This window comes from Agromyces sp. NPDC057865 (genome assembly GCF_042796995.1).
Lineage (GTDB): Bacteria > Actinomycetota > Actinomycetes > Actinomycetales > Microbacteriaceae > Agromyces.
In genome coordinates this window covers 877,481-895,757 of sequence record NZ_JBHVMJ010000003.1, presented here as the reverse complement: position 1 = coordinate 895,757, position 18,277 = coordinate 877,481, and the positions used below count along the sequence as shown (strand labels likewise).

Sequence of the window (18,277 nt, the reverse complement as noted above, 5' to 3'; positions counted from 1 at the left end):
GGCTTGAGGATTATGCCGCGTATCACCAAGGTCCTCATCGCCAACCGTGGAGAGATCGCCGTCCGCGTCATCCGCGCCGCCCGTGACGCCGGCATCGGCTCGGTCGCCGTGTACGCCGACCAGGACCGCGACGCGCGTCACGCGAAGCTCGCCGACGAGGCCTACGCGCTCGACGGCACGACGAGCGCCGAGACGTACCTCGTGATCGACAAGCTCCTCTCGGTCGCCCGCCGCTCCGGCGCCGACGCGGTTCACCCCGGCTACGGCTTCCTCGCCGAGAACCCCGACTTCGCCCGCGCTGTCATCGACGCCGGCCTCATCTGGATCGGCCCGTCGCCCGAGGCCATCGAGCGCCTCGGCGACAAGGTCTCGGCCCGCCACGTCGCCGAGAAGGTCGGCGCCCCGCTCGCGCCGGGCACGCTCAACCCGGTGGCGGATGCCGCGGAGGTGCTCGAGTTCGTCGACGTGCACGGCCTGCCCGTGGCGATCAAGGCCGCCTTCGGCGGCGGCGGCCGCGGCCTCAAGGTCGCCCGCACGCGCGAGGAGGTGCCCGAGCTCTTCGAGTCGGCCACCCGCGAGGCGGTCGCCGCGTTCGGCCGCGGCGAGTGCTTCGTCGAGAAGTACCTCGACAAGCCCCGCCACGTCGAGACCCAGTGCCTCGCCGACGAGCACGGCAACGTCGTCGTCGTCTCGACGCGCGACTGCTCGCTGCAGCGTCGCCACCAGAAGCTCGTCGAGGAGGCGCCCGCGCCGTTCCTCACCGAGGAGCAGAACCGCCTGCTGTACGAGGCGTCGAAGGCCATCCTCAAGGAGGTCGGCTACGTCGGCGCCGGCACCTGCGAGTTCCTCGTCGGCCAGGACGGCACGATCTCGTTCCTCGAGGTGAACACCCGCCTGCAGGTGGAGCACCCCGTGTCCGAGGAGGTCACCGGCCTCGACCTCGTGCGCGAGCAGTTCCGCCTCGCCGAGGGCGGCGTGCTCGACTACCCCGATCCCGTGACGACCGGCCACTCGATCGAGTTCCGCATCAACGGCGAAGACCCGGGCCGCAACTTCCTCCCCGCGCCCGGCCCCGTGCACCAGCTGCGCTTCCCCGGCGGCCCCGGCGTCCGCATCGACTCCGGCGTCACCAGCGGCGACGAGATCTCGGGCGCGTTCGACTCGCTGCTCGCGAAGCTCATCGTGACCGGCGCCACCCGCAAGGACGCGCTCGAGCGCGCCCGCCGCGCCCTCGACGAGTTCGAGGTCGCCGGCCTCCCCACGGTGCTGCCGTTCCACCGAGACATCGTGCGCAACCCCGCGTTCGCGCCTGAGGGCGACCAGCCGTTCTCGGTCTACACGCGCTGGATCGAGACCGAGTACGACAACCAGCTCGAGCCGTGGTCGGGCGAGCTCGCCGAGTCGGCCGGTCCGGCCGCGCGCACCGACGTGGTCGTCGAGGTCGGCGGCCGCCGCATCGAGGTGACCCTGCCGAAGAAGCTCCTCGGCGGCTCGGCGTCGGCCGGCACTGCGACCGCGGGCCCCGCCCCGCGCCGGCGCAACGTCTCGCACGCCGTGGACACCGTGGCCGGCGACGCCGTGAAGGCGCCCATGCAGGCGACCGTTGTGAAGGTCGCCGTCGCCGAGGGCGACAAGGTCGTCAAGGGCGACCTCGTGCTCGTGCTCGAGGCCATGAAGATGGAGCAGCCGATCGTCGCCCACAAGGACGGCGTCATCGGCCTCATCAACGCCGAGGCGGGCACCACGGTGTCGAGCGGGCACCTGCTGCTCGCGATCAACGACCCGAGCTGACCCGCGCCGGCACGACTGGACGTGCCCGGGCTCGCGGCCGCGCCCACGCCCGCGCTCGCGCTCGCGCCGCCATCCGCTCTTCTCAGGAGTATTCGGTCGATCGCGCCGTGAAGGCCCCGTATTCTCCTGATTCAGGTGCGCAGCGCCGGCGTCGTCCTGAGAACGGCGACTCGGCCGCAGGGGGCGGGTCGGTCGAACGACGAGTGGGCGGTGCGGATGCTGCGGGCCCGATCGGCTCCTCAGCGGCGCAGCGCCGCCAACGCCACGACCTCGAGCGCCGCACCCGGCGCGTCTGCCAGCACTTCGTCCGCGGGGATCCTGAGCGTCGGGAAGCCGTTGCGCAGCATGACGCGATCACGCGCGCGGTCGCGGCGGAACTCGGCGCGACCGGAGTGGAATCCGAAGCCGTCGACCTCCACGACGAGGCATCCTTCGACCAGGAAGTCGACGAACCCGACGCGGGCGAACGGCACCTGCTGCGCGAATGCGATGCCGAGCCGACGGAACTCGTCGGCGAGGTAGGTCTCCGCACCGGATCCGTCGAGGCCGTTCAGCGTCAGCGGACCGAGGCGCCGCGGCGCTGCGTCGTCGAGCAGGCGTTGCGCGTCGACGAGTGAGAGAAGGCGCGCGTTGACGGCGGATTCGAACGCCGCGCGCACCTCGAGGCGCGGCCGACACGCCGCGATCTGCGCGAGTGCGCGAGGCACGGGCACCCGCCAGGCCGACTCCCCCGGACCCCGGGCGCCGACCGGGACATCGACCCAGTGAAGTTCGACCTCGAGGAGCTGGCGATCCGAGGAGAGCGGCTCGGCACTGGCCACGAGCGCCCGGTTCGTCCGCAGCCTCGCTGCATTCGCCGGCAATGACACGTGCACGCGGCCGTCGTCGTTCGTCCAGATCCCGAGCGTCGCCGCCGCGCTGACACAGCCCAGCCGTCCGCCGATCCGGACCGCCGAGATGCCGGCGGCGGGTGCGCCGGGCGATCCGTAGTGGGCCCGGCGGATCCGTCGCGCCCGTCCGGCAGCCACGGCGACGGAGATCTCGGCGCCGCGGATCCCACCCGCGATGAGCTGGTCGCGGGTGGCGATCCCACCGAGTCGGGCGAGCAGGTCGGAAACGTCGGGCACGTCGGGCACGCCGCGAGCCTGCCCCGAGCCCCGACGCGACCGACCGAGGCCGCGGAACGTGTGGGCGGAGCATCCGTGCCGCACCGCTGTTGAGGACGACTCGACCCGACAGCGTTTCTCAGGACGCACCCCGCCGGACCCAACGCTTCTCAGGACGACACGCCGACCGACGAGGCTTCACGCCCGTGGATCTCCTGAGAAACGGAAGTGGGTGGTGCTGCGCCGGAGCGGCGGGCGGGGCCAGCGGGGCCGGCCGCGCGGGGGGCGGGGCCGGCGGGGTCACCCGATCGGCGGCGCCCCCTGCGGCGACGGCAGCTCGACCTCGCTGACCATCTCGCCCGCGACCCGGGAGCGGCGCCGGCCGTAGAGCAGGTAGATCACGACGCCGATCGCGAGCCACACGAGGAACCGCACCCACGTGAGGGTCGTGAGGTTCAACATGAGCCAGACGCACAGCGCGGCGGAGAGGATCGGCAGCACGGGTGACCACGGCACGCGGAACCCGCGCGGGAGGTCGGGCCGCGTGCGGCGCAGCACGACGATGCCGAGGCTCACGAGCACGAAGGCCGAGAGCGTGCCGATGTTGATCATCTCCTCGAGGAGTCCCACGTCGGTGAACGCCGCCACGAGCGCGATCACGGTGCCGCCGATGATCTGGATGCGCGCCGGCGTCTTGGTGTGCTCGGTCGTCTTCGACAGCCAGCGCGGCAGCAGCCCGTCGCGGCTGAGGGCGAACACGATGCGCGAGAGCCCGAGCAACAGCACCATGATGACGGTCGTCAGGCCGGCGATCGCGCCGAGCGAGATGACCGCCGACGCCCAGTCCTGCCCGACGAGCCGGAAGGCCGTGGCGAGCGACGGCGTCTCCTCCGCGGCGAGCTGCGTGTACGACACCATGCCGGTCATCACGATCGAGACGAGCACGTAGAGGACGGTGACGATCGCGAGCCCGAGGAAGATGCCGCGCGGCAGGCGCTTCTGCGGCTCGCGGACCTCCTCGGCGCTCGTCGCCACGACGTCGAAGCCGATGAAGGCGAAGAACACGAGCGACGCGGCCGACAGCATGCCGAAGATGCCGTACTGCGCGGGAGCGGCGCCGGTCAGCCAGGCGAACAGCGACTGCGTCCAGGCATCCGATGCCCCGCCCTCGGTCGGCACGGCCTCGGGGATGAACGGCGTGAAGTTCGCGGCGTTGATGAAGAAGAAGCCGACGACGATCACGAAGACGACGATCAGGACCTTGATGATCGTGAACACCGCGCCCACCCGCGACGTGAGCTTCGTGCCCGCCACGAGCAGCGCCGTGAACAGCGCGACGATGAGGAAGGCCGGCCAGCTCACCTGCAGGCCGCCGATCTCGATCGTGGCCGGGAACGGGATGCCGAAGGCGAGCAGCGCCTCGCCGAGGTAGACGCCCCAGTACTTCGCGAGCACCGCCGCGCCCGTGAACATCTCGAGGATGAGGTCCCAGCCGATGATCCACGCGAGGAGCTCGCCCATGGTCGCGTAGGTGAAGGTGTACGCGCTGCCCGCCACCGGGACCGTCGAGGCGAACTCGGCGTAGCACATGATCGCGAGGCCGCACGTGACGGCTGCGAGGACGAACGAGACGATCACGCTCGGGCCCGCGAAGTTCGCCGCGGCCTGCGCGCCGACCGAGAAGATGCCCGCGCCGACGGCCACGGCGATGCCCATGAGGGCGAGGTCCCACGTGCCGAGCGAGCGGCGGAGGCTGCGTTCCTCGTCGCCAGAGTCCGCGATCGACGCCTCGACGGATTTCACGCGCCAGTTCATCGCTCCCCCTGAGGTCGGGCGTCGACCCCCGCGACGCCGCGTCGTCTCAGCGTACGACGTGCATGGCCCTCGCGGCATCCGTCAGCGACCCGGTCAGCGACGGATAGACCGGGAACGCCTCGGCGAACTGGTCGACCGTGAGGCGGTGCTCGACGGCGAGCGCGAGCGGTAGGACCAGCTCCGACGCCTTCGGCGCGACGATGACGCCGCCGATGAGGGCGCCCGATCCGCTCGACGCGAAGAGCTTCACGAACCCGTCGCGGATGCCCATCATCTTCGCGCGCGGGTTGGAGGCGAGCGGCAGCTTGTAGACGACACCGGGCACGATGCCCTCCTCGATGGCCTTCTGGGTCCACCCGACCGTCGCGATCTCGGGCTGCGTGAAGATGTTCGAGGTGATGTTGCGCTCCTCGGGCGGGTCGACGATGTCACCCATGGCGTGGAAGATCGCGGTGCGTCCCTGCATCGAGGCGACGGACGCGAGCGGCGGGAACGTCGTGCAGTCGCCTGCCGCGTAGATGTTCGGCATCGACGTGCGCGCCACGCGGTTCACGCGGATGTGACCGCTCTCGCTGAGCTGGACCCCCGCCTCCTCGAGCCCGATGTCGGACGTGTTCGGCACCGCGCCGACCGCCATGAGGCAGTGGCTGCCGCGCACCTCGCGCCCGTCGGTCAGCGTGGCGACCACCGAGTCGCCGTCGCGCACGACGGACTCGGCTCGCGACTTGTTCAGGACCTTCATGCCGTTGCGCTTGAAGACCTTCTCGATCACGGCTGCGGCGTCGGCGTCCTCGCCGGGCAGCACCTGGTCGCGGCTGGAGATGAGCGTCACCTTCGCGCCGAGAGCCCGGTACGCCGACGCGAACTCGGCGCCCGTGACGCCGGAGCCGACCACGATGAGGTGCTCGGGGATCTCGGGCAGGTCGTAGAGCTGCTTCCAGTTCAGGATGCGCTCGCCATCGGGGACCGCGGTCGGCAGGACGCGCGGGGTCGCGCCGACCGAGATGACGAGCGTGTCGGCCTCGATGCGGTCGAAGTCGGTGCCGGCCTTGGCGGTCGCGACGATGATGGCGTTCGGCCCGTCGAGGCGTCCCTCGCCCTGCACGAGGTTGACGCCCGCGTCGAGCAGGTTCGCCCGCATGTCCTCGGACTGCTGCGCGGCGAGGCCGAGCAGCCGCTTGTTCACCGCCTGGAGGTTGATCGCCACGCTCGGCTTCACGGCCTTGTCGCCCGAGCCCTTGGCGTAGAACTGCACGCCGAGATCGGCGGCCTCCTTCACCGCGTTCGACGCCTCGGCGGTCGCGATGAGCGACTTCGACGGGACCACGTCGGTGAGCACCGCCGAGCCGCCGACGCCGGCGCGCTCGATGAGCGTGACCTCCGCCCCGAGCCTCGCGCCGGCCAGTGCGGCCTCGTAGCCGCCCGGCCCTCCTCCGAGGACGGCGATCCGTTGCGTGCGCTCGAACTCGTAGGCCATGCTCATCATTCTGTCGTAGCGCGCGAAATCGCAGCAATCGAGCACGGCCTGACGCGGCATCCGCCCCCTCATTAGAGTGGTGGGATGCAGGAGACCAACCCGCTCGACGATCCCAACGCCGACCCCTTCGCCATCGCCGCAGAGGCGGCCGCGCGGATCGCGGAACTCACCGGGGTGGAGCACCACGACGTGGCGCTCACGCTCGGCAGCGGCTGGGGCCGCGCCGCTGAGCTCATCGGCGAGACCACCCACACCATCCCCGCCACCGAGGTGCCTGGCTTCTCCAAGCCCGCGCTCGAGGGGCACGTCGGCACGCTGCGCTCGATCGCGCTGCCGAACGGCAAGCATGCGCTCGTCATCGGCGCGCGCACGCACTACTACGAGGGCCACGGCGTGCGACGCGTCGTGCACTCGGTGCGCACCGCGGCCGCGACCGGTGCGAAGACGATGATCCTCACGAACGGCGCCGGCGGCATCAAGCACCACTGGACGCCAGGCACGCCCGTGCTCATCAGCGACCACATCAACCTCACGGGCGACTCGCCGCTCGAGGGCGCGACGTTCATCGACCTCACCGACCTGTACTCGCGGCGCCTGCGCAACCTGGCCCGCTCGGTCTCCCCCGGCATCGACGAGGGCGTCTACGTGCAGTTCCGCGGCCCGCACTACGAGACGCCGGCCGAGGTGCAGATGGCCAAGACCATCGGCGGCCACATCGTCGGCATGTCCACCGCGCTCGAGGCGATCGCCGCCCGGCAGGCCGGCATGGAGATCCTCGGGATGTCGCTCATCACGAACCTCGCGGCCGGCATCCAGCTCACGCCGCTGAGCCACGAGGAGGTCATCGAGGCCGGCCGAGCCGCCGAGCCCGTGATCTCGAAGCTGCTCGCCGACATCGTCGCCGAGCTCTAGGGGGCATCGGATGTCGCAGACGAACGCCGCCGGAGCCGAACGTCTCGCCCTCGCCGAGGCCTGGCTCGCCCAGGACCCCGACCCCGAGACCCGGGCCGAGCTCGCCGCCCTCGTCGACGGCGCGAAGTCCGGGGATGCCGCGGCCGCCGAGCAGCTCGCGGACCGGTTCGACACCCGCCTCGCGTTCGGCACCGCCGGGCTCCGCGGCGAGATCGCCGCAGGCCCCAACCGCATGAACCGCGTGCTGGTATCGCAGGCCGCGGCCGGCCTCGCGGCCTACCTCCTCGAGCGCGCACGTCCCGGCGACACTCCCTCGGTCGTGATCGGCTACGACGGTCGCAAGAACTCCGCCGTGTTCGCCCGCGACTCGGCCGAGATCATGGCGGGGGCCGGCGTGCGCGCCGTGCTCCTGCCGCAGCTGCTGCCGACGCCCGTGCTCGCGTTCGCCGTGCGCCACCTCGACGCCACGGCCGGGGTCATGGTCACCGCGTCGCACAACCCGCCGAACGACAACGGCTACAAGGTGTACCTCGGCGGCGAGCACGGCGGCTCGCAGATCGTGTCGCCCGCCGACGCCGAGATCGCCGCGGCGATCCACCACGTCGCCGCGACCACCACCGTGCCCGACCTCCCGCGCGGCGAGTTCGAGACCGCGTCCGAGGAGGTCGCCGACGAGTACGTGCGGCAGACGGCCCTCGTCGCCGACGCGCCCGCCGCGCAGCCGCGGGTGGTCTACACGGCCATGCACGGCGTCGGCTGGGAGACCGCGGCCCGCGTCCTCGCCGTCGCGGGCTTCGACGCGCCGACCATCGTCTCGGCGCAGATCTCCCCCGACCCGGCCTTCCCGACCGTCGCGTTCCCGAACCCCGAGGAACCCGGCGCGATGGATCTCAGCTTCGCCGAGGCCCGCGAGGTCGGGGCCGAGCTCATCATCGCGAACGACCCCGACGCCGACCGCCTCGCGATCGCGATCCCCGACGCGTCAGCGGCCGACGGCTACCGCCGCCTCTCGGGCAACGAGGTCGGCCTGCTGCTCGGATGGCAGGCCGCCCGGCGGGCCGCCGACGTCTCGGGCGACGCCGGCCCCGACGGCACGCTGGCGTGCTCGATCGTCTCGTCGCCCGGGCTCGAGGCCGTCGCGAACGCCTACGACCTCGACTTCGAGGCGACGCTCACCGGCTTCAAGTGGATCTCCCGCGCGACGAACCTCGTGTTCGGCTTCGAGGAGGCGCTCGGCTACCTCGTGAACCCCGAGACGGTGCGGGACAAGGACGGCATCTCGGCCGCGGTCGCGTTCCTCTCGCTCGCCGCCGCCCTCAAGGCCGAGGGACGCACCGTCGCCGACCACCTCGACGAGTTCGTCGAGCGGTTCGGATGCTTCGACTCGTCGCAGGTGTCGATCCGGGTGACCGACCTGTCGCGCATCGGCGCCATCATGTCGCGCCTCCGGGCCGAACCGCCGTCGTCCGTGGGCGGCATCCGGGTGGAGCGCATCGAAGACCTCGCCGACGGGTTCGGCGCGCTGCCGCCGTCCGACGTGCTGCGCATCGTCCTCGAGGGCGGCGCGCGCGTCATGGTGCGGCCGAGCGGCACCGAGCCGAAGCTCAAGGTCTACATCGACGCCGTCGGGACGGAGGGCTCGGTCGCGGAGCGGCGCGCCGCGGCATCCGCCGCCGTCGCCGCGCTCGAGGCGGGCATGCGGGAGCTCACGGCCTGAGCCGGGCGGGTCGGGCCTCGGGCGGAACGGACGCCCGGCGCCCGGCGGCGGCGCCCGGCGTCCGAGGGTCGAGGCCCGGAGTATGCGGTCGGCGTCAGCCGATCGACGCCTCGAGCTTCTCGCCGATCTCCTCGACGTCGAAGTAGTTCACGACCTCGACGATCTCGGCGTAGCTGCGGCCGACCGCCCGTCGCACCTCGTCGGCGAGCTCGGTGGACGTGAGGATCACCTGCGCGTCGGCGGCGGCCGCCGCGATGTCGGACAGCCCGCTCGCCGAGACGTCGGCGCTGAGCCCCAGGCGGTCGAGCGCGCGCTCGGCGTTGGTCTTCAGGATCGCCGACGTGCCGACGCCGACGCCGCAGACGGCGACGATCCTCATGCGCCGGCGCCCGTCTCGGCCGGCGCCGCGTCGACGCCGAGCAGGCCGCGCACCTCGCCGGCGGTCGTGGCCCGCGCCAGGCGGCCGACGATGCCGGTGTCGTTGAACGCGTTCGCGAGTTGGGCGACGGATGCCACGTGGTCCTCGGCGTTCGAGACGGCGAGGCCGATCACGACGCGCACCGGGTCGTTGTGCGGGTGCCCGAACGGCACCGCGTCGGCCAGCGTCACGACCGCGAGTCCCTCGCGACGCACGTCGGAGCCCGGACGCGCGTGCGCGAGCGCGAGGCCGGGCGCGATGACGACGTAGGCGCCGAACTCCTCGATCACGCCGATCATGCGGTCGGCGTACTCCGAGCGCGTCGCGCCCGAGCGGGTGAGGGCGCGGCCGGCCTCGCGCACCGCGGCGCGCCAGTCGTCGACGCGCGCGCCGAGCACGACGGCCGTGTCGGGAAGCGGGGGGATGGAGGTCATGGGGGTCCGATCGGAGGCGCGACGAGCCGGGGAGGCCGCGTGGAGCGCCGGTCAGGCTTCGTCGAAGCCGTCCTGGATGCGCTCGGCCAGCTCCTCGCGGTCGTCGAGCGGGAGGAACGCGGATGCCGCCGCGTTCAGCTGGAACGTCTCGAAGTCGTCGAGGTCGTAGCCGAACGCGTCGGCGAGCAGCGAGAGCTCGCGCGTGAGCGACGTGCCGCTCTGCAGGCGGTTGTCGGTGTTGACCGTCACGCGGAAGCCGAGCTGGTAGAGCAGGTCGAACGGGTGGTCGACGAGCTCGTCGCCCCACGCGGCGATCGCGCCGGTCTGCAGGTTCGACGACGGGCTCGTCTCGAGTGCGATCTCGCGGTCGCGCACCCACTGCGCGATCGGGCCGAGCGACACGTACGTGTTCTCGTCGTCCTGGCGCTCGATCGCGAGGTCCTCGGCGATGCGCACGCCGTGCCCGAGGCGCAGGGCGCGGCCGTCGAACAGGGCGCTGCGGATGGAGTCGAGGCCGTCGGCCTCGCCCGCGTGCACCGTGACGGGGAAGAACTGGGAGGCGAGGTAGTCGAACGCCGTGCGGTGGCGACTCGGGAGGAACCCGGCCTCGGCGCCCGCGATGTCGAAGCCGACGACGCCGCGCTCGCGGTGCCGCACGGCGAGCTCCGCGATCTCGAGCCCGCGGTCGGCGTGTCGCATCGCGGTGACGAGCTGGCCGGCGCGGATGAACCGCCCCTGGTGCCGCACGTCGTCGATGCCCTCCTCGATGCCGGACTGCACCGCCTCGACCGCCTCGTCGAGGCTCAGGCCCCGCTCGAGGTGCTGCTCGGGCGCCCACCGGATCTCGCCGTAGATCACGCCGTCGGCCGCGAGGTCCTGCACGAACTCGCGTGCGACGCGCTGCAGCCCGGTGCGGGTCTGCATGACCGCGGTCGTGAGGTCGAACGTCTTCAGGTACTCGACGAGCGACCCGGCGTTCGCCTGGTCGGTGAACCACGTGCCCAGGGCCTCGGCGTCGGGCGCCGGGACCTCGAGTCCGATCTCGTCGGCGAGCTCGATCAGGGACTGCGGACGCAGCCCGCCGTCGAGGTGGTCGTGCAGCGAGATCTTCGGCAGCGACTGGATGCTCGTGCCGTCGCCCTCGAGGCGGTACTCCGTCGGAATCGTGTTCACGTGACAACGATAGCGGTGCGGCTCACGCGAAGTCTCGGCAATCTCGAAGCGTCGCCGAGCCCTCTTCGGGGCCCGGCGCCCCGCCGTTGCGCTACGGCGGGCCCGACGTGTCAGCGCCCGATGCGGTCGGCGATGAGCGGTCCGCCGTCCTCGACGGCCTCGCCCTCGTCGCCGATGCGGTACGCCCCCTCGACCGCCTCGAGCGCACGCGCGAAGCGTGCGGGCTCGTCGGCGAACAACGTGAACAGCGGCTGCCCGGCCCGCACCGCGTCGCCGGGCTTCGCGTGCAGGTCGATCCCGGCCGCGTGGTGCACCGGGTCCTCCTTGCGCGCACGGCCTGCGCCGAGGCGCCAGGCGGCGATGCCGAACGGCAGGGCCTCCTGCTCCACGAGCACGCCGTCCCGGTCGGCCGTGACGACGTGCTGCTCGCGCGCCACCGGCAGCGGTGCCTCGGGATCGCCGCCCTGGGCGCGGATCGCCCGCTTCCAGGTGTCCATGGCGCGGCCGTCGTCGAGCGCGGCCTCCACGTCGGCGTCGTGCACTCCGGCCAGGGTGAGCATCTCGCGGGCGAGCGCGATGGTGAGCTCGCGCACGTCGGCGGGCCCGCCGCCGGCGAGCACCTCGACCGACTCGCGCACCTCGTTCGCGTTGCCGATGGTGAGGCCGAGCGGCACGTTCATGTTCGTGATGAGGGCGGAGGTCGCGACGCCGGCGTCCTCGCCGAGCTCGACCATCGTACGGGCGAGCTCCCGCGAGCGCTCGATGTCCTGCAGGAACGCGCCGGAGCCGAACTTCACGTCGAGCACGAGCGCGCCCGTGCCCTCGGCGATCTTCTTCGACATGATCGACGACGCGATGAGCGGGATCGCCTCGACGGTGCCGGTGATGTCGCGCAGTGCGTAGAGCTTCTTGTCGGCCGGGGCGAGGCCGGCGCCCGCCGCGCAGATGACGCCGCCGACGTCGCGGAGCTGGTCGAAGATCTCCTCGTTCGTGAGGTCGGCGCGCCAGCCGGGGATGGACTCGAGCTTGTCGAGCGTGCCGCCGGTGTGGCCGAGCCCGCGGCCCGACAGCTGCGGCACCGCCACTCCGAACGTGGCCACGAGCGGCATGAGCGGCAGCGTGATCTTGTCGCCGACGCCGCCGGTCGAGTGCTTGTCGGTCGTCGGCTTGCCGAGGCCCGAGAAGTCCAGGCGCTCGCCCGACGCCAGCATCGCCATGGTCATGTCGCGGATCTCGCGGCGCGCCATGCCGTTCAGGAAGATCGCCATGGTCAGCGCCGACATCTGCTCGTCGGCGACGTAGCCGCGCGTGTACGCGTCGATGAGCCAGTCGATCTGCGCGGTCGAGAGCTCGCGTCCGTCGCGCTTGGCCCGGATCAGGTCGACGGCGTCGAACGCCTCCACCGCGCTCATGCGCCCGCCCCCTTGAACTCGGCGAGCTGGCGCGGGCCGAACGCGTCGGGCAGCACCTCGTCGATGGTCTTCACGCCGGAGACGGTCTCGAGCAGCATGCCCTCGGCCGAGTGCTCGTACAGCAGCTGGCGGCAGCGGCCGCACGGCATCAGGGTGGCGCCGTGGCCGTCGACGCACGTGAACGCGACGAGCTTGCCGCCGCCCGACATCACGAGCGCGGAGACGAGCGAGCACTCCGCGCACAGGGTGACGCCGTACGACGCGTTCTCCACGTTGCATCCACTCACGACGCGGCCGTCGTCGACGATCGCCGCCGCGCCGACCGGGAACTCGGAGTACGGCACGTACGCCTTCGCCATCGCCTCGCGAGCGCGCTCGCGCAGCGACTCCCAGTCGATCGCATCCGTTGCGGTCATGGTGCTCCCCTCAAGGATGGGTTCGGTTCCACTGACGGATGCCGCGGCGCCGCGGCATCCGCTCAGGACTTGATGTACGGCTTGCCGGCCGCGGCGGGCCCCCGCACCTTGCCGACCAGGCCGGCCACGGCGAAGATCGTGACGACGTACGGCAGCATGAGCATGAACTCGCTCGGCACGGGCGATCCGATGACCGAGAGCGTGTTCTGCAGGTTCGACGCGAAGCCGAACAGCAGCGCCGCGAGGGTCGCCTTGATCGGATCCCACTGGCCGAAGATGACGGCGGCGAGCGCGATGAAGCCCGCGCCCGCGGTCATCTCCTTGTTGAAGGCGATGCCCGACCCGATCGTGAAGAACGTGCCGCCGAGGCCCGCGATCGCGCCCGCGAGCGCCACGTTCCAGAACCGGGTGCGGTTCACCTTGATGCCGACCGTGTCGGCGGCCTGCGGGTGCTCGCCCACCGCGCGGAGCCGGAGGCCCCACCGGGTGTGGAACAGCCCGACGTAGACCAGCGCGACCGCGATGTACATGAGGTACACGACGATGGTCTGGCGGAAGAAGACCGGCCCGATGATCGGGATGTCGCTGAGCAGCGGGATGGGCAGGCGCTCGAACCGCGGCGGCGTGTTGAGCACGGCCGAGTTCGGCGTGAGCACCTGCGAGAAGAAGAAGCTCGTGAGGCCGACGACGAGCACGTTGAGGACCACACCGACGATGACCTGGTCGACGAAGTACTTGATCGCGAACGACGCGAGCACCATGGCCACGAGCACGCCCGCGACCATCGCGCCGACGGTGCCGGCGATCAGGCCGAGCCAGGGCTGACCGGTCGAGGACGACACGAGGGACGCGACGACGGCCGCGGTGAAGGCGCCGGCGAGCAGCTGGCCCTCGATCGCGATGTTGATGACCCCGACGCGCTCGCCGATCACGCCCGTGAGCGAACCGTAGATGAGCGGCACCGCGAGGCTCAGCGACCCGAACAACAGGCCGATCACGGGGATGGCGGCGCCCGAGGCGGCCCAGGTGAGGAAGCCGAACATGAAGAGGATCGCGAACACCACGACGAGCCAGAGCGGCACCTTGCGCTTCGTCGCGACGAGCATCGCCGAGTACGCGGTCGCGAGCGCGAGCAGCACGATCGTGATCCACAGCGCGGGCATCGACGGGACCGTGATCTCGGGCAGCTGGATCGCGTCGGCCGGCGTCGAGAGGCGGAAGGTCGTGTTGCCGTCGCGCGGTGCGAAGACCGCGAGCGCGAGCGCGAGCAGCGTGAAGATCGCGAACGCGATCGGCGCCTTCCAGCTCGTGACGACGGTCGTGTCGAGCGGCTCGGCCACCGGGGCCGGGGCGTTGTGCTGAACGGCGGTGGTCACTTGACGTTCACCTCCTGGGAGACGTTCGGAACGGCTCTGCGTCGCGAGGCCGGGTCGGGGAGGCGGAAGATCGTGCGGACGAGCGGCGGCGCCGCGATGAAGAGCACGATGAGGGACTGCACGACCAGGACGATCTCGATGGGCACGCCCTCGGCCGCCTGCATCGAGAAGCCGCCGGCCTTGAACGCCCCGAACAGGAGGCCCGCGATGAAGGTGCCCCACGGCGTCGAGCGGCCCAGCAGCGCCACGGTGATCGCGTCGAAGCCGATGCCGGCGTCGATGCCCGCGGTGAAGCCCGTGGTGACGGTGCCGAGCACCTGGCTGACGCCCGCGAGGCCGAGCAGTGCGCCCGAGATGAGCATCGCGTACACGTACATGTTGCGGACGTTGATGCCGGCGACCCGCGCGGCGTTCGGGTTCTCACCGACGGCGCGGAACCGGAAGCCGAGGCTCGAGCGGCTGAGGATCCACCAGACCACGACCGTGGCGATGACCACCAGGACGAACCCGAAGTGCAGGTTGAACTGCGGGCCGAGCAGCGCCGGGAAGATCGCGGTGTCCTTCATCGCCGGCGTCTTCGGGTTCGACGAGCCCGGCGCCTGGAGGAGGCCGGGGGTGCGCAGCATCCACGACACCAGGTAGAACGCGACGTAGTTGAGCATGATCGTGACGATCACCTCGTGGGCTCCCGTGCGTGCCTTCAGCAGGCCCGCGATGCCGGCCCAGAGCGCGCCGCCGACGAGACCGCCGATGAGGGCCACGAGCATGTGCAGGCCCCACGGCAGGTCGAAGCCGAAGCCGATCCAGCCGGCGACGGATGCCGCGATGAGCATCTGGCCGCGGCCACCGATGTTGAACATGCCGACGCGGAAGGCGAGGGCGACGCCGAGGCCACCGGCGATGAGCGGGGTCGCGAACGTCAGGGTCTCGGTGAGCGGCCGGATGCCGGCGAGGAACGTGTCGCGGCGGAAGTTGTAGATCGCGCCCTGGAACAGCGCCGTGTACGCGCCGGCGACGGAATCCCAGATCGCGCGCAGCATGTCGGTCGGGCGGGCGAAGAAGTACCCGGCCGTCTCCTGGACGCGCTCGTCGGTGAATGCGATCATGATGGCGCCGACGAGCAGCGCGAGGACCACCGCCAGGACCGAGATGATCGCGTTGCCGGTCGCGATCTGGTGGAGCATCGTGTGCCAGCGCGACGGCGGCGGGACGTCGGCGGCGGCTGTGCCGGGGCCGCCGGCGGTCGTCTGGGCGTCGTCGGCGGCGGCCTGCTGCTCGGGCGAGACGGCGTCGGGCTCCTCGATGGCGACGTCGGCGTCGAGGTCGCCGGGGGCACCGGTCGGCCGCGCGGCCTCGGGGTTCTGGGGGTCGCTCATGCGGCCGCTCCTTCGGGTTGTTCGCCGGCCATCATGAGGCCGAGCACGTCGCGCGGGGTGTCGCCGGGGACGATCCCGACGATGCGGCCGCGGTACATGACCATGATCCGGTCGGCGAGCGCGACGACCTCGTCGAGCTCGGTGGACACGACGACGACGGGCACGCCCGAGTCGCGCGTCTCGACGATGCGCTTGTGGATGAACTCGATCGACCCGACGTCGACGCCGCGCGTGGGCTGCGCGGCGACGAGGAGGCGCAGGTCGCGGCTCAGCTCGCGCGCGAGCACCACCTTCTGCTGGTTACCGCCCGAGAGCTGGCGCACCTTCGAGTCGATGCCCTGGGTGCGGACGTCGAACTCCTCGACCTTGTCGCGGGCGAAGTCGGCCAGCGCGCCGCGCTGGATGTTGCCGGCCCGCACGAACGGCGCGCCGCCGCTGCGGTCGAGCATGAGGTTCTCGGCGATCGTGAACTCGCCGACCAGGCCGTCCTCCGTGCGGTCCTCGGGCACGAAGCCGACGCCCGAGTCGAGGATCTTCTTGACGCCGGCCGAGGCGAGCTCGACGCCGTCGAGCCTGATCGAGCCCTCGACGCGCGGCTGCAGGCCGAGGAGCGCCTCGGTGAGCTCGGTCTGCCCGTTGCCCTGGACACCGGCGACGGCGAGGATCTCGCCGCCGCGCACCTCGAAGCTCACGTCGTTGACGACGAGCTGGCCGATGTGGTCGATGACCTTGAGGTGCTCGACCTGGAGGGCCGGCTCGCCGAGCTTCGCCTCCTCCTTCCGCACGGTGAGCTCGACCGCGCGCCCGACCATGAGCGAGGCGAGCTCGGCGTTCGTCGCGGTGGGCGACGCCTCGCCGACCACCTTGCCAAGTCGCACGACCGTGATGCGGTCGGCGACCTCGCGGACCTCGCGCAGCTTGTGCGTGATGAAGACGATCGACGTGCCGGTCTCCTTCAGCTGGCGCATGATCGCCATCAGCTCGTCGGTCTCCTGCGGGGTCAGCACGGCGGTCGGCTCGTCGAACACGAGCACGCGAGCGTCGCGTGAGAGCGCCTTGATGATCTCGACGCGCTGCTGCACGCCCACGGGCAGGTCGTCGACGAGCGCGTCGGGGTCGACGTCGAACCCGAACCGTTCCGAGATCTCGCGCACCTTCGCGCGCGCCGTGGGCAGGTCGAGGAGCCCGCCCGCGCGGGTGGACTCGTGGCCGAGCATGACGTTCTCGGCGACCGTGAACACGGGGATGAGCATGAAGTGCTGGTGCACCATGCCGATGCCGGCGGCCATCGCGTCGCCTGGGCCCGCGAAGTGCTGCACCTCGTCGTCGAGGAGCACCTCGCCCTCGTCGGCCTGGTAGAGGCCGTAGAGCACGTTCATGAGCGTCGACTTGCCTGCACCGTTCTCGCCGAGGAGGGCGTGGATCTCTCCGGCCTCCACGGTGAGGTCGATGTGGTCGTTGGCGACCAAGCTGCCGAATCGCTTCGTGATGCCGCGAAGTTCGAGCTTCATGTCCCCGATCCTAGTGAGATGGCTGCATCCGTTGGTGATGCTGCACGAATGTTGAAGCGGTCGGATGCCGCGTGCGCAGATGTTGCGCGAGGTGCTCTGGAGGGCGTCGGAACGCCGATCGGGGAGGCCGGCTGATGCCGACCTCCCCGATCAGAGCGTGCGTCCTTACTCGGAGGCTGAGAGGTAGGACTCGACCTTGATGTCGCCCGCGATGATCGCGGCCTTCAGGTCGTCGAGCTCGCCCTGGAGCGAGGACGAGACCTTCGACTCGAAGTCGTGGAACGGCGCGATGCCGACGCCCTCGTTCTCGAGCGTGCCGATGAACGGGGTGTTGTCGAACTCGCCGTTGCCCGCTGCGAGCACGGCCTCCTTGGTGCCGACGTCGATGCCCTTGAGGATCGAGGTGAGCATGAGGTCGGCGACCGACGGGTCGGTCTGGGTGAAGTCGGCGTCGACGCCGATCATCGCGATCTCACGGCCGGAGTCGCGGATGGCCGCGGCGGCCGACTGGTAGATCGGGCCGCCGACGGGCAGCAGCACGTCGACGTTCTGGTCGATGAGGCCCTGCGCGGTGTTGCGCGCGGTGTCGTTCGCCTCGAAGCCACCGGTGAAGAGGCCGTCCTGCGCGGCTCGGTCCCAACCGAGGACCTGCACGTTCGTGCCCTTCTCCTGGTTGTGGTACTCGACGCCCTGGGCGAAGCCGTCCATGAAGATGGAGACCGTCGGGAAGTTCATGCCGCCGAAGGTGCCCACGATGCCGGTCTTCGAGTAGTCGGCGGCCGCGTAGCCGGCGAGGAACGCCGCCTGGGCCGTGTCGAAGATGATCGGCTTGATGTTGTCGAAGTCGGTCTGGCCGTCGAAGTCGAGGTCGACCGTGTCGTCGATCGAGACGTACTCGATGTCGGGGTTGGCCTCCGCCGACTCGCCCGCCGCCGACGCCAGCGCGAAGCCGACGGTGACGATGAGGTTGCAGCCCTGGTCGACGAGGTTCGTCAGGTTGGGCGCGTAGTCGGTCTCCGCGTCGGACTGCACGGTGACCGGCTCCACGCCGAGCTCGTCGGCGGCGGCCGTCAGGCCCTCGAAGCCGAGCTGGTTGAAGGACTTGTCGTCGAAGCCGCCTGCGTCGGAGACCATGCAGGGGAGGAAGTCGCTGGCCGCCTCTCCCCCGTCGGTGCTGCCCGAATCCTCGGGCGCGGAACCGCAACCGGCGAGCAGCACGGCTGCGCCGAACATGGCAAGACCGCCGAGCGCGGCCTTCCTGGTCGTGACCTTCACTGTGTCCTCCAAAGACTGCGCCCCGACCGTCGCGGGACTCGTGGAGTCACGTTACCGAATGTTGCGGT

The 18,277-nt window shown here is 71.2% G+C and carries 15 protein-coding genes; 3 read left to right on the top strand and 12 right to left on the bottom strand.

Annotation, left to right across the window (positions count from 1 at the left end; genetic code table 11):
- Nucleotides 1–12 precede the first annotated feature (12 nt).
- Entirely contained in the window at nt 13–1,791 is a 1,779-nt protein-coding gene (locus ACFVN5_RS17070) for an acetyl/propionyl/methylcrotonyl-CoA carboxylase subunit alpha (RefSeq protein WP_376956559.1), read from the top strand.
- A gap of 239 nt (nt 1,792–2,030) precedes the next feature.
- On the opposite strand, the gene ACFVN5_RS17065 is transcribed toward ACFVN5_RS17070, so the two are convergent.
- The 3 genes from ACFVN5_RS17065 to ACFVN5_RS17055 form a co-directional block, all read right to left on the bottom strand.
- Nucleotides 2,031–2,927: an endonuclease domain-containing protein gene (locus ACFVN5_RS17065; RefSeq protein ID WP_376956557.1), complete on the bottom strand. Its 897-nt coding sequence runs from the start codon at nt 2,925–2,927 to the stop codon at nt 2,031–2,033.
- Between the two features lie 270 nt (nt 2,928–3,197).
- A complete protein-coding gene (locus ACFVN5_RS17060) occupies nt 3,198–4,712 on the bottom strand; it encodes an APC family permease (protein ID WP_376956555.1) in 1,515 nt (504 codons plus the stop codon).
- 46 nt (nt 4,713–4,758) lie between these two features.
- On the bottom strand, nt 4,759–6,189 hold the full coding sequence (locus tag ACFVN5_RS17055; RefSeq protein ID WP_376956553.1) for an NAD(P)H-quinone dehydrogenase: 1,431 nt from the start codon (nt 6,187–6,189) through the stop codon (nt 4,759–4,761).
- Nucleotides 6,190–6,273: 84 nt separating this feature from the next.
- Between ACFVN5_RS17055 and ACFVN5_RS17050 the strand changes: the two genes are divergently transcribed.
- Together ACFVN5_RS17050 and ACFVN5_RS17045 are read left to right on the top strand one after the other, a co-directional pair.
- Nucleotides 6,274–7,101 carry a purine-nucleoside phosphorylase gene (locus tag ACFVN5_RS17050; RefSeq protein ID WP_376956551.1) on the top strand — a complete coding sequence of 276 codons (828 nt, stop codon included), beginning with the start codon at nt 6,274–6,276 and terminating at the stop codon, nt 7,099–7,101.
- A 10-nt stretch (nt 7,102–7,111) separates the two neighbouring features.
- The gene (locus ACFVN5_RS17045; RefSeq protein WP_376956549.1) at nt 7,112–8,818 is read left to right on the top strand and encodes a phospho-sugar mutase; all 1,707 of its coding nucleotides are present in this window, start codon (nt 7,112–7,114) and stop codon (nt 8,816–8,818) included.
- A 94-nt stretch (nt 8,819–8,912) separates the two neighbouring features.
- Here the strand turns inward: ACFVN5_RS17045 and ACFVN5_RS17040 are convergent, their stop codons facing one another.
- The 9 genes from ACFVN5_RS17040 to ACFVN5_RS17000 form a co-directional block, all read right to left on the bottom strand.
- Complete coding sequence (locus tag ACFVN5_RS17040) at nt 8,913–9,197, bottom strand: PTS sugar transporter subunit IIB (RefSeq protein WP_376956547.1); 285 nt, start codon at nt 9,195–9,197, stop codon at nt 8,913–8,915.
- Nucleotides 9,194–9,670, bottom strand: coding sequence for a PTS sugar transporter subunit IIA (locus ACFVN5_RS17035; RefSeq protein ID WP_376956545.1), 477 nt, complete (start codon nt 9,668–9,670; stop codon nt 9,194–9,196). Before ACFVN5_RS17035 ends, ACFVN5_RS17040 begins: the two co-directional genes overlap by 4 nt.
- A gap of 51 nt (nt 9,671–9,721) precedes the next feature.
- Complete coding sequence (locus ACFVN5_RS17030) at nt 9,722–10,843, bottom strand: adenosine deaminase (RefSeq protein ID WP_376956543.1); 1,122 nt, start codon at nt 10,841–10,843, stop codon at nt 9,722–9,724.
- Between the two features lie 110 nt (nt 10,844–10,953).
- Complete coding sequence (locus ACFVN5_RS17025) at nt 10,954–12,255, bottom strand: thymidine phosphorylase (RefSeq protein ID WP_376956541.1); 1,302 nt, start codon at nt 12,253–12,255, stop codon at nt 10,954–10,956.
- Entirely contained in the window at nt 12,252–12,671 is a 420-nt protein-coding gene (locus tag ACFVN5_RS17020) for a cytidine deaminase (protein ID WP_376956539.1), read from the bottom strand. Before ACFVN5_RS17020 ends, ACFVN5_RS17025 begins: the two co-directional genes overlap by 4 nt.
- Nucleotides 12,672–12,733: 62 nt before the next feature.
- On the bottom strand, nt 12,734–14,047 hold the full coding sequence (locus ACFVN5_RS17015) for an ABC transporter permease (protein WP_376956537.1): 1,314 nt from the start codon (nt 14,045–14,047) through the stop codon (nt 12,734–12,736).
- Nucleotides 14,044–15,423: an ABC transporter permease gene (locus ACFVN5_RS17010; protein ID WP_376956535.1), complete on the bottom strand. Its 1,380-nt coding sequence runs from the start codon at nt 15,421–15,423 to the stop codon at nt 14,044–14,046. The genes ACFVN5_RS17015 and ACFVN5_RS17010 overlap by 4 nt, the downstream gene beginning before the upstream one ends.
- Nucleotides 15,420–16,934 (bottom strand): ABC transporter ATP-binding protein, encoded by a 1,515-nt coding sequence (locus ACFVN5_RS17005; RefSeq protein ID WP_376956533.1) that lies wholly within the window; start codon nt 16,932–16,934, stop codon nt 15,420–15,422. Before ACFVN5_RS17005 ends, ACFVN5_RS17010 begins: the two co-directional genes overlap by 4 nt.
- Nucleotides 16,935–17,099: 165 nt before the next feature.
- Nucleotides 17,100–18,209 (bottom strand): BMP family protein, encoded by a 1,110-nt coding sequence (locus ACFVN5_RS17000; RefSeq protein ID WP_376956531.1) that lies wholly within the window; start codon nt 18,207–18,209, stop codon nt 17,100–17,102.
- Nucleotides 18,210–18,277: the final 68 nt, after the last annotated feature.

Coding starts and splice junctions, on each gene's coding strand:
- ACFVN5_RS17060 (WP_376956555.1), bottom strand. CDS start 4,712: ATGAACTGGCGCGTGAAATCCGTCGAGGCGTCGATCGCGGACTCTGGC.
- ACFVN5_RS17005 (WP_376956533.1), bottom strand. CDS start 16,934: ATGAAGCTCGAACTTCGCGGCATCACGAAGCGATTCGGCAGCTTGGTC.
- ACFVN5_RS17055 (WP_376956553.1), bottom strand. CDS start 6,189: ATGGCCTACGAGTTCGAGCGCACGCAACGGATCGCCGTCCTCGGAGGA.
- ACFVN5_RS17010 (WP_376956535.1), bottom strand. CDS start 15,423: ATGAGCGACCCCCAGAACCCCGAGGCCGCGCGGCCGACCGGTGCCCCC.
- ACFVN5_RS17070 (WP_376956559.1), top strand. CDS start 13: ATGCCGCGTATCACCAAGGTCCTCATCGCCAACCGTGGAGAGATCGCC.
- ACFVN5_RS17035 (WP_376956545.1), bottom strand. CDS start 9,670: ATGACCTCCATCCCCCCGCTTCCCGACACGGCCGTCGTGCTCGGCGCG.
- ACFVN5_RS17020 (WP_376956539.1), bottom strand. CDS start 12,671: ATGACCGCAACGGATGCGATCGACTGGGAGTCGCTGCGCGAGCGCGCT.
- ACFVN5_RS17025 (WP_376956541.1), bottom strand. CDS start 12,255: ATGAGCGCGGTGGAGGCGTTCGACGCCGTCGACCTGATCCGGGCCAAG.
- ACFVN5_RS17040 (WP_376956547.1), bottom strand. CDS start 9,197: ATGAGGATCGTCGCCGTCTGCGGCGTCGGCGTCGGCACGTCGGCGATC.
- ACFVN5_RS17050 (WP_376956551.1), top strand. CDS start 6,274: ATGCAGGAGACCAACCCGCTCGACGATCCCAACGCCGACCCCTTCGCC.
- ACFVN5_RS17045 (WP_376956549.1), top strand. CDS start 7,112: ATGTCGCAGACGAACGCCGCCGGAGCCGAACGTCTCGCCCTCGCCGAG.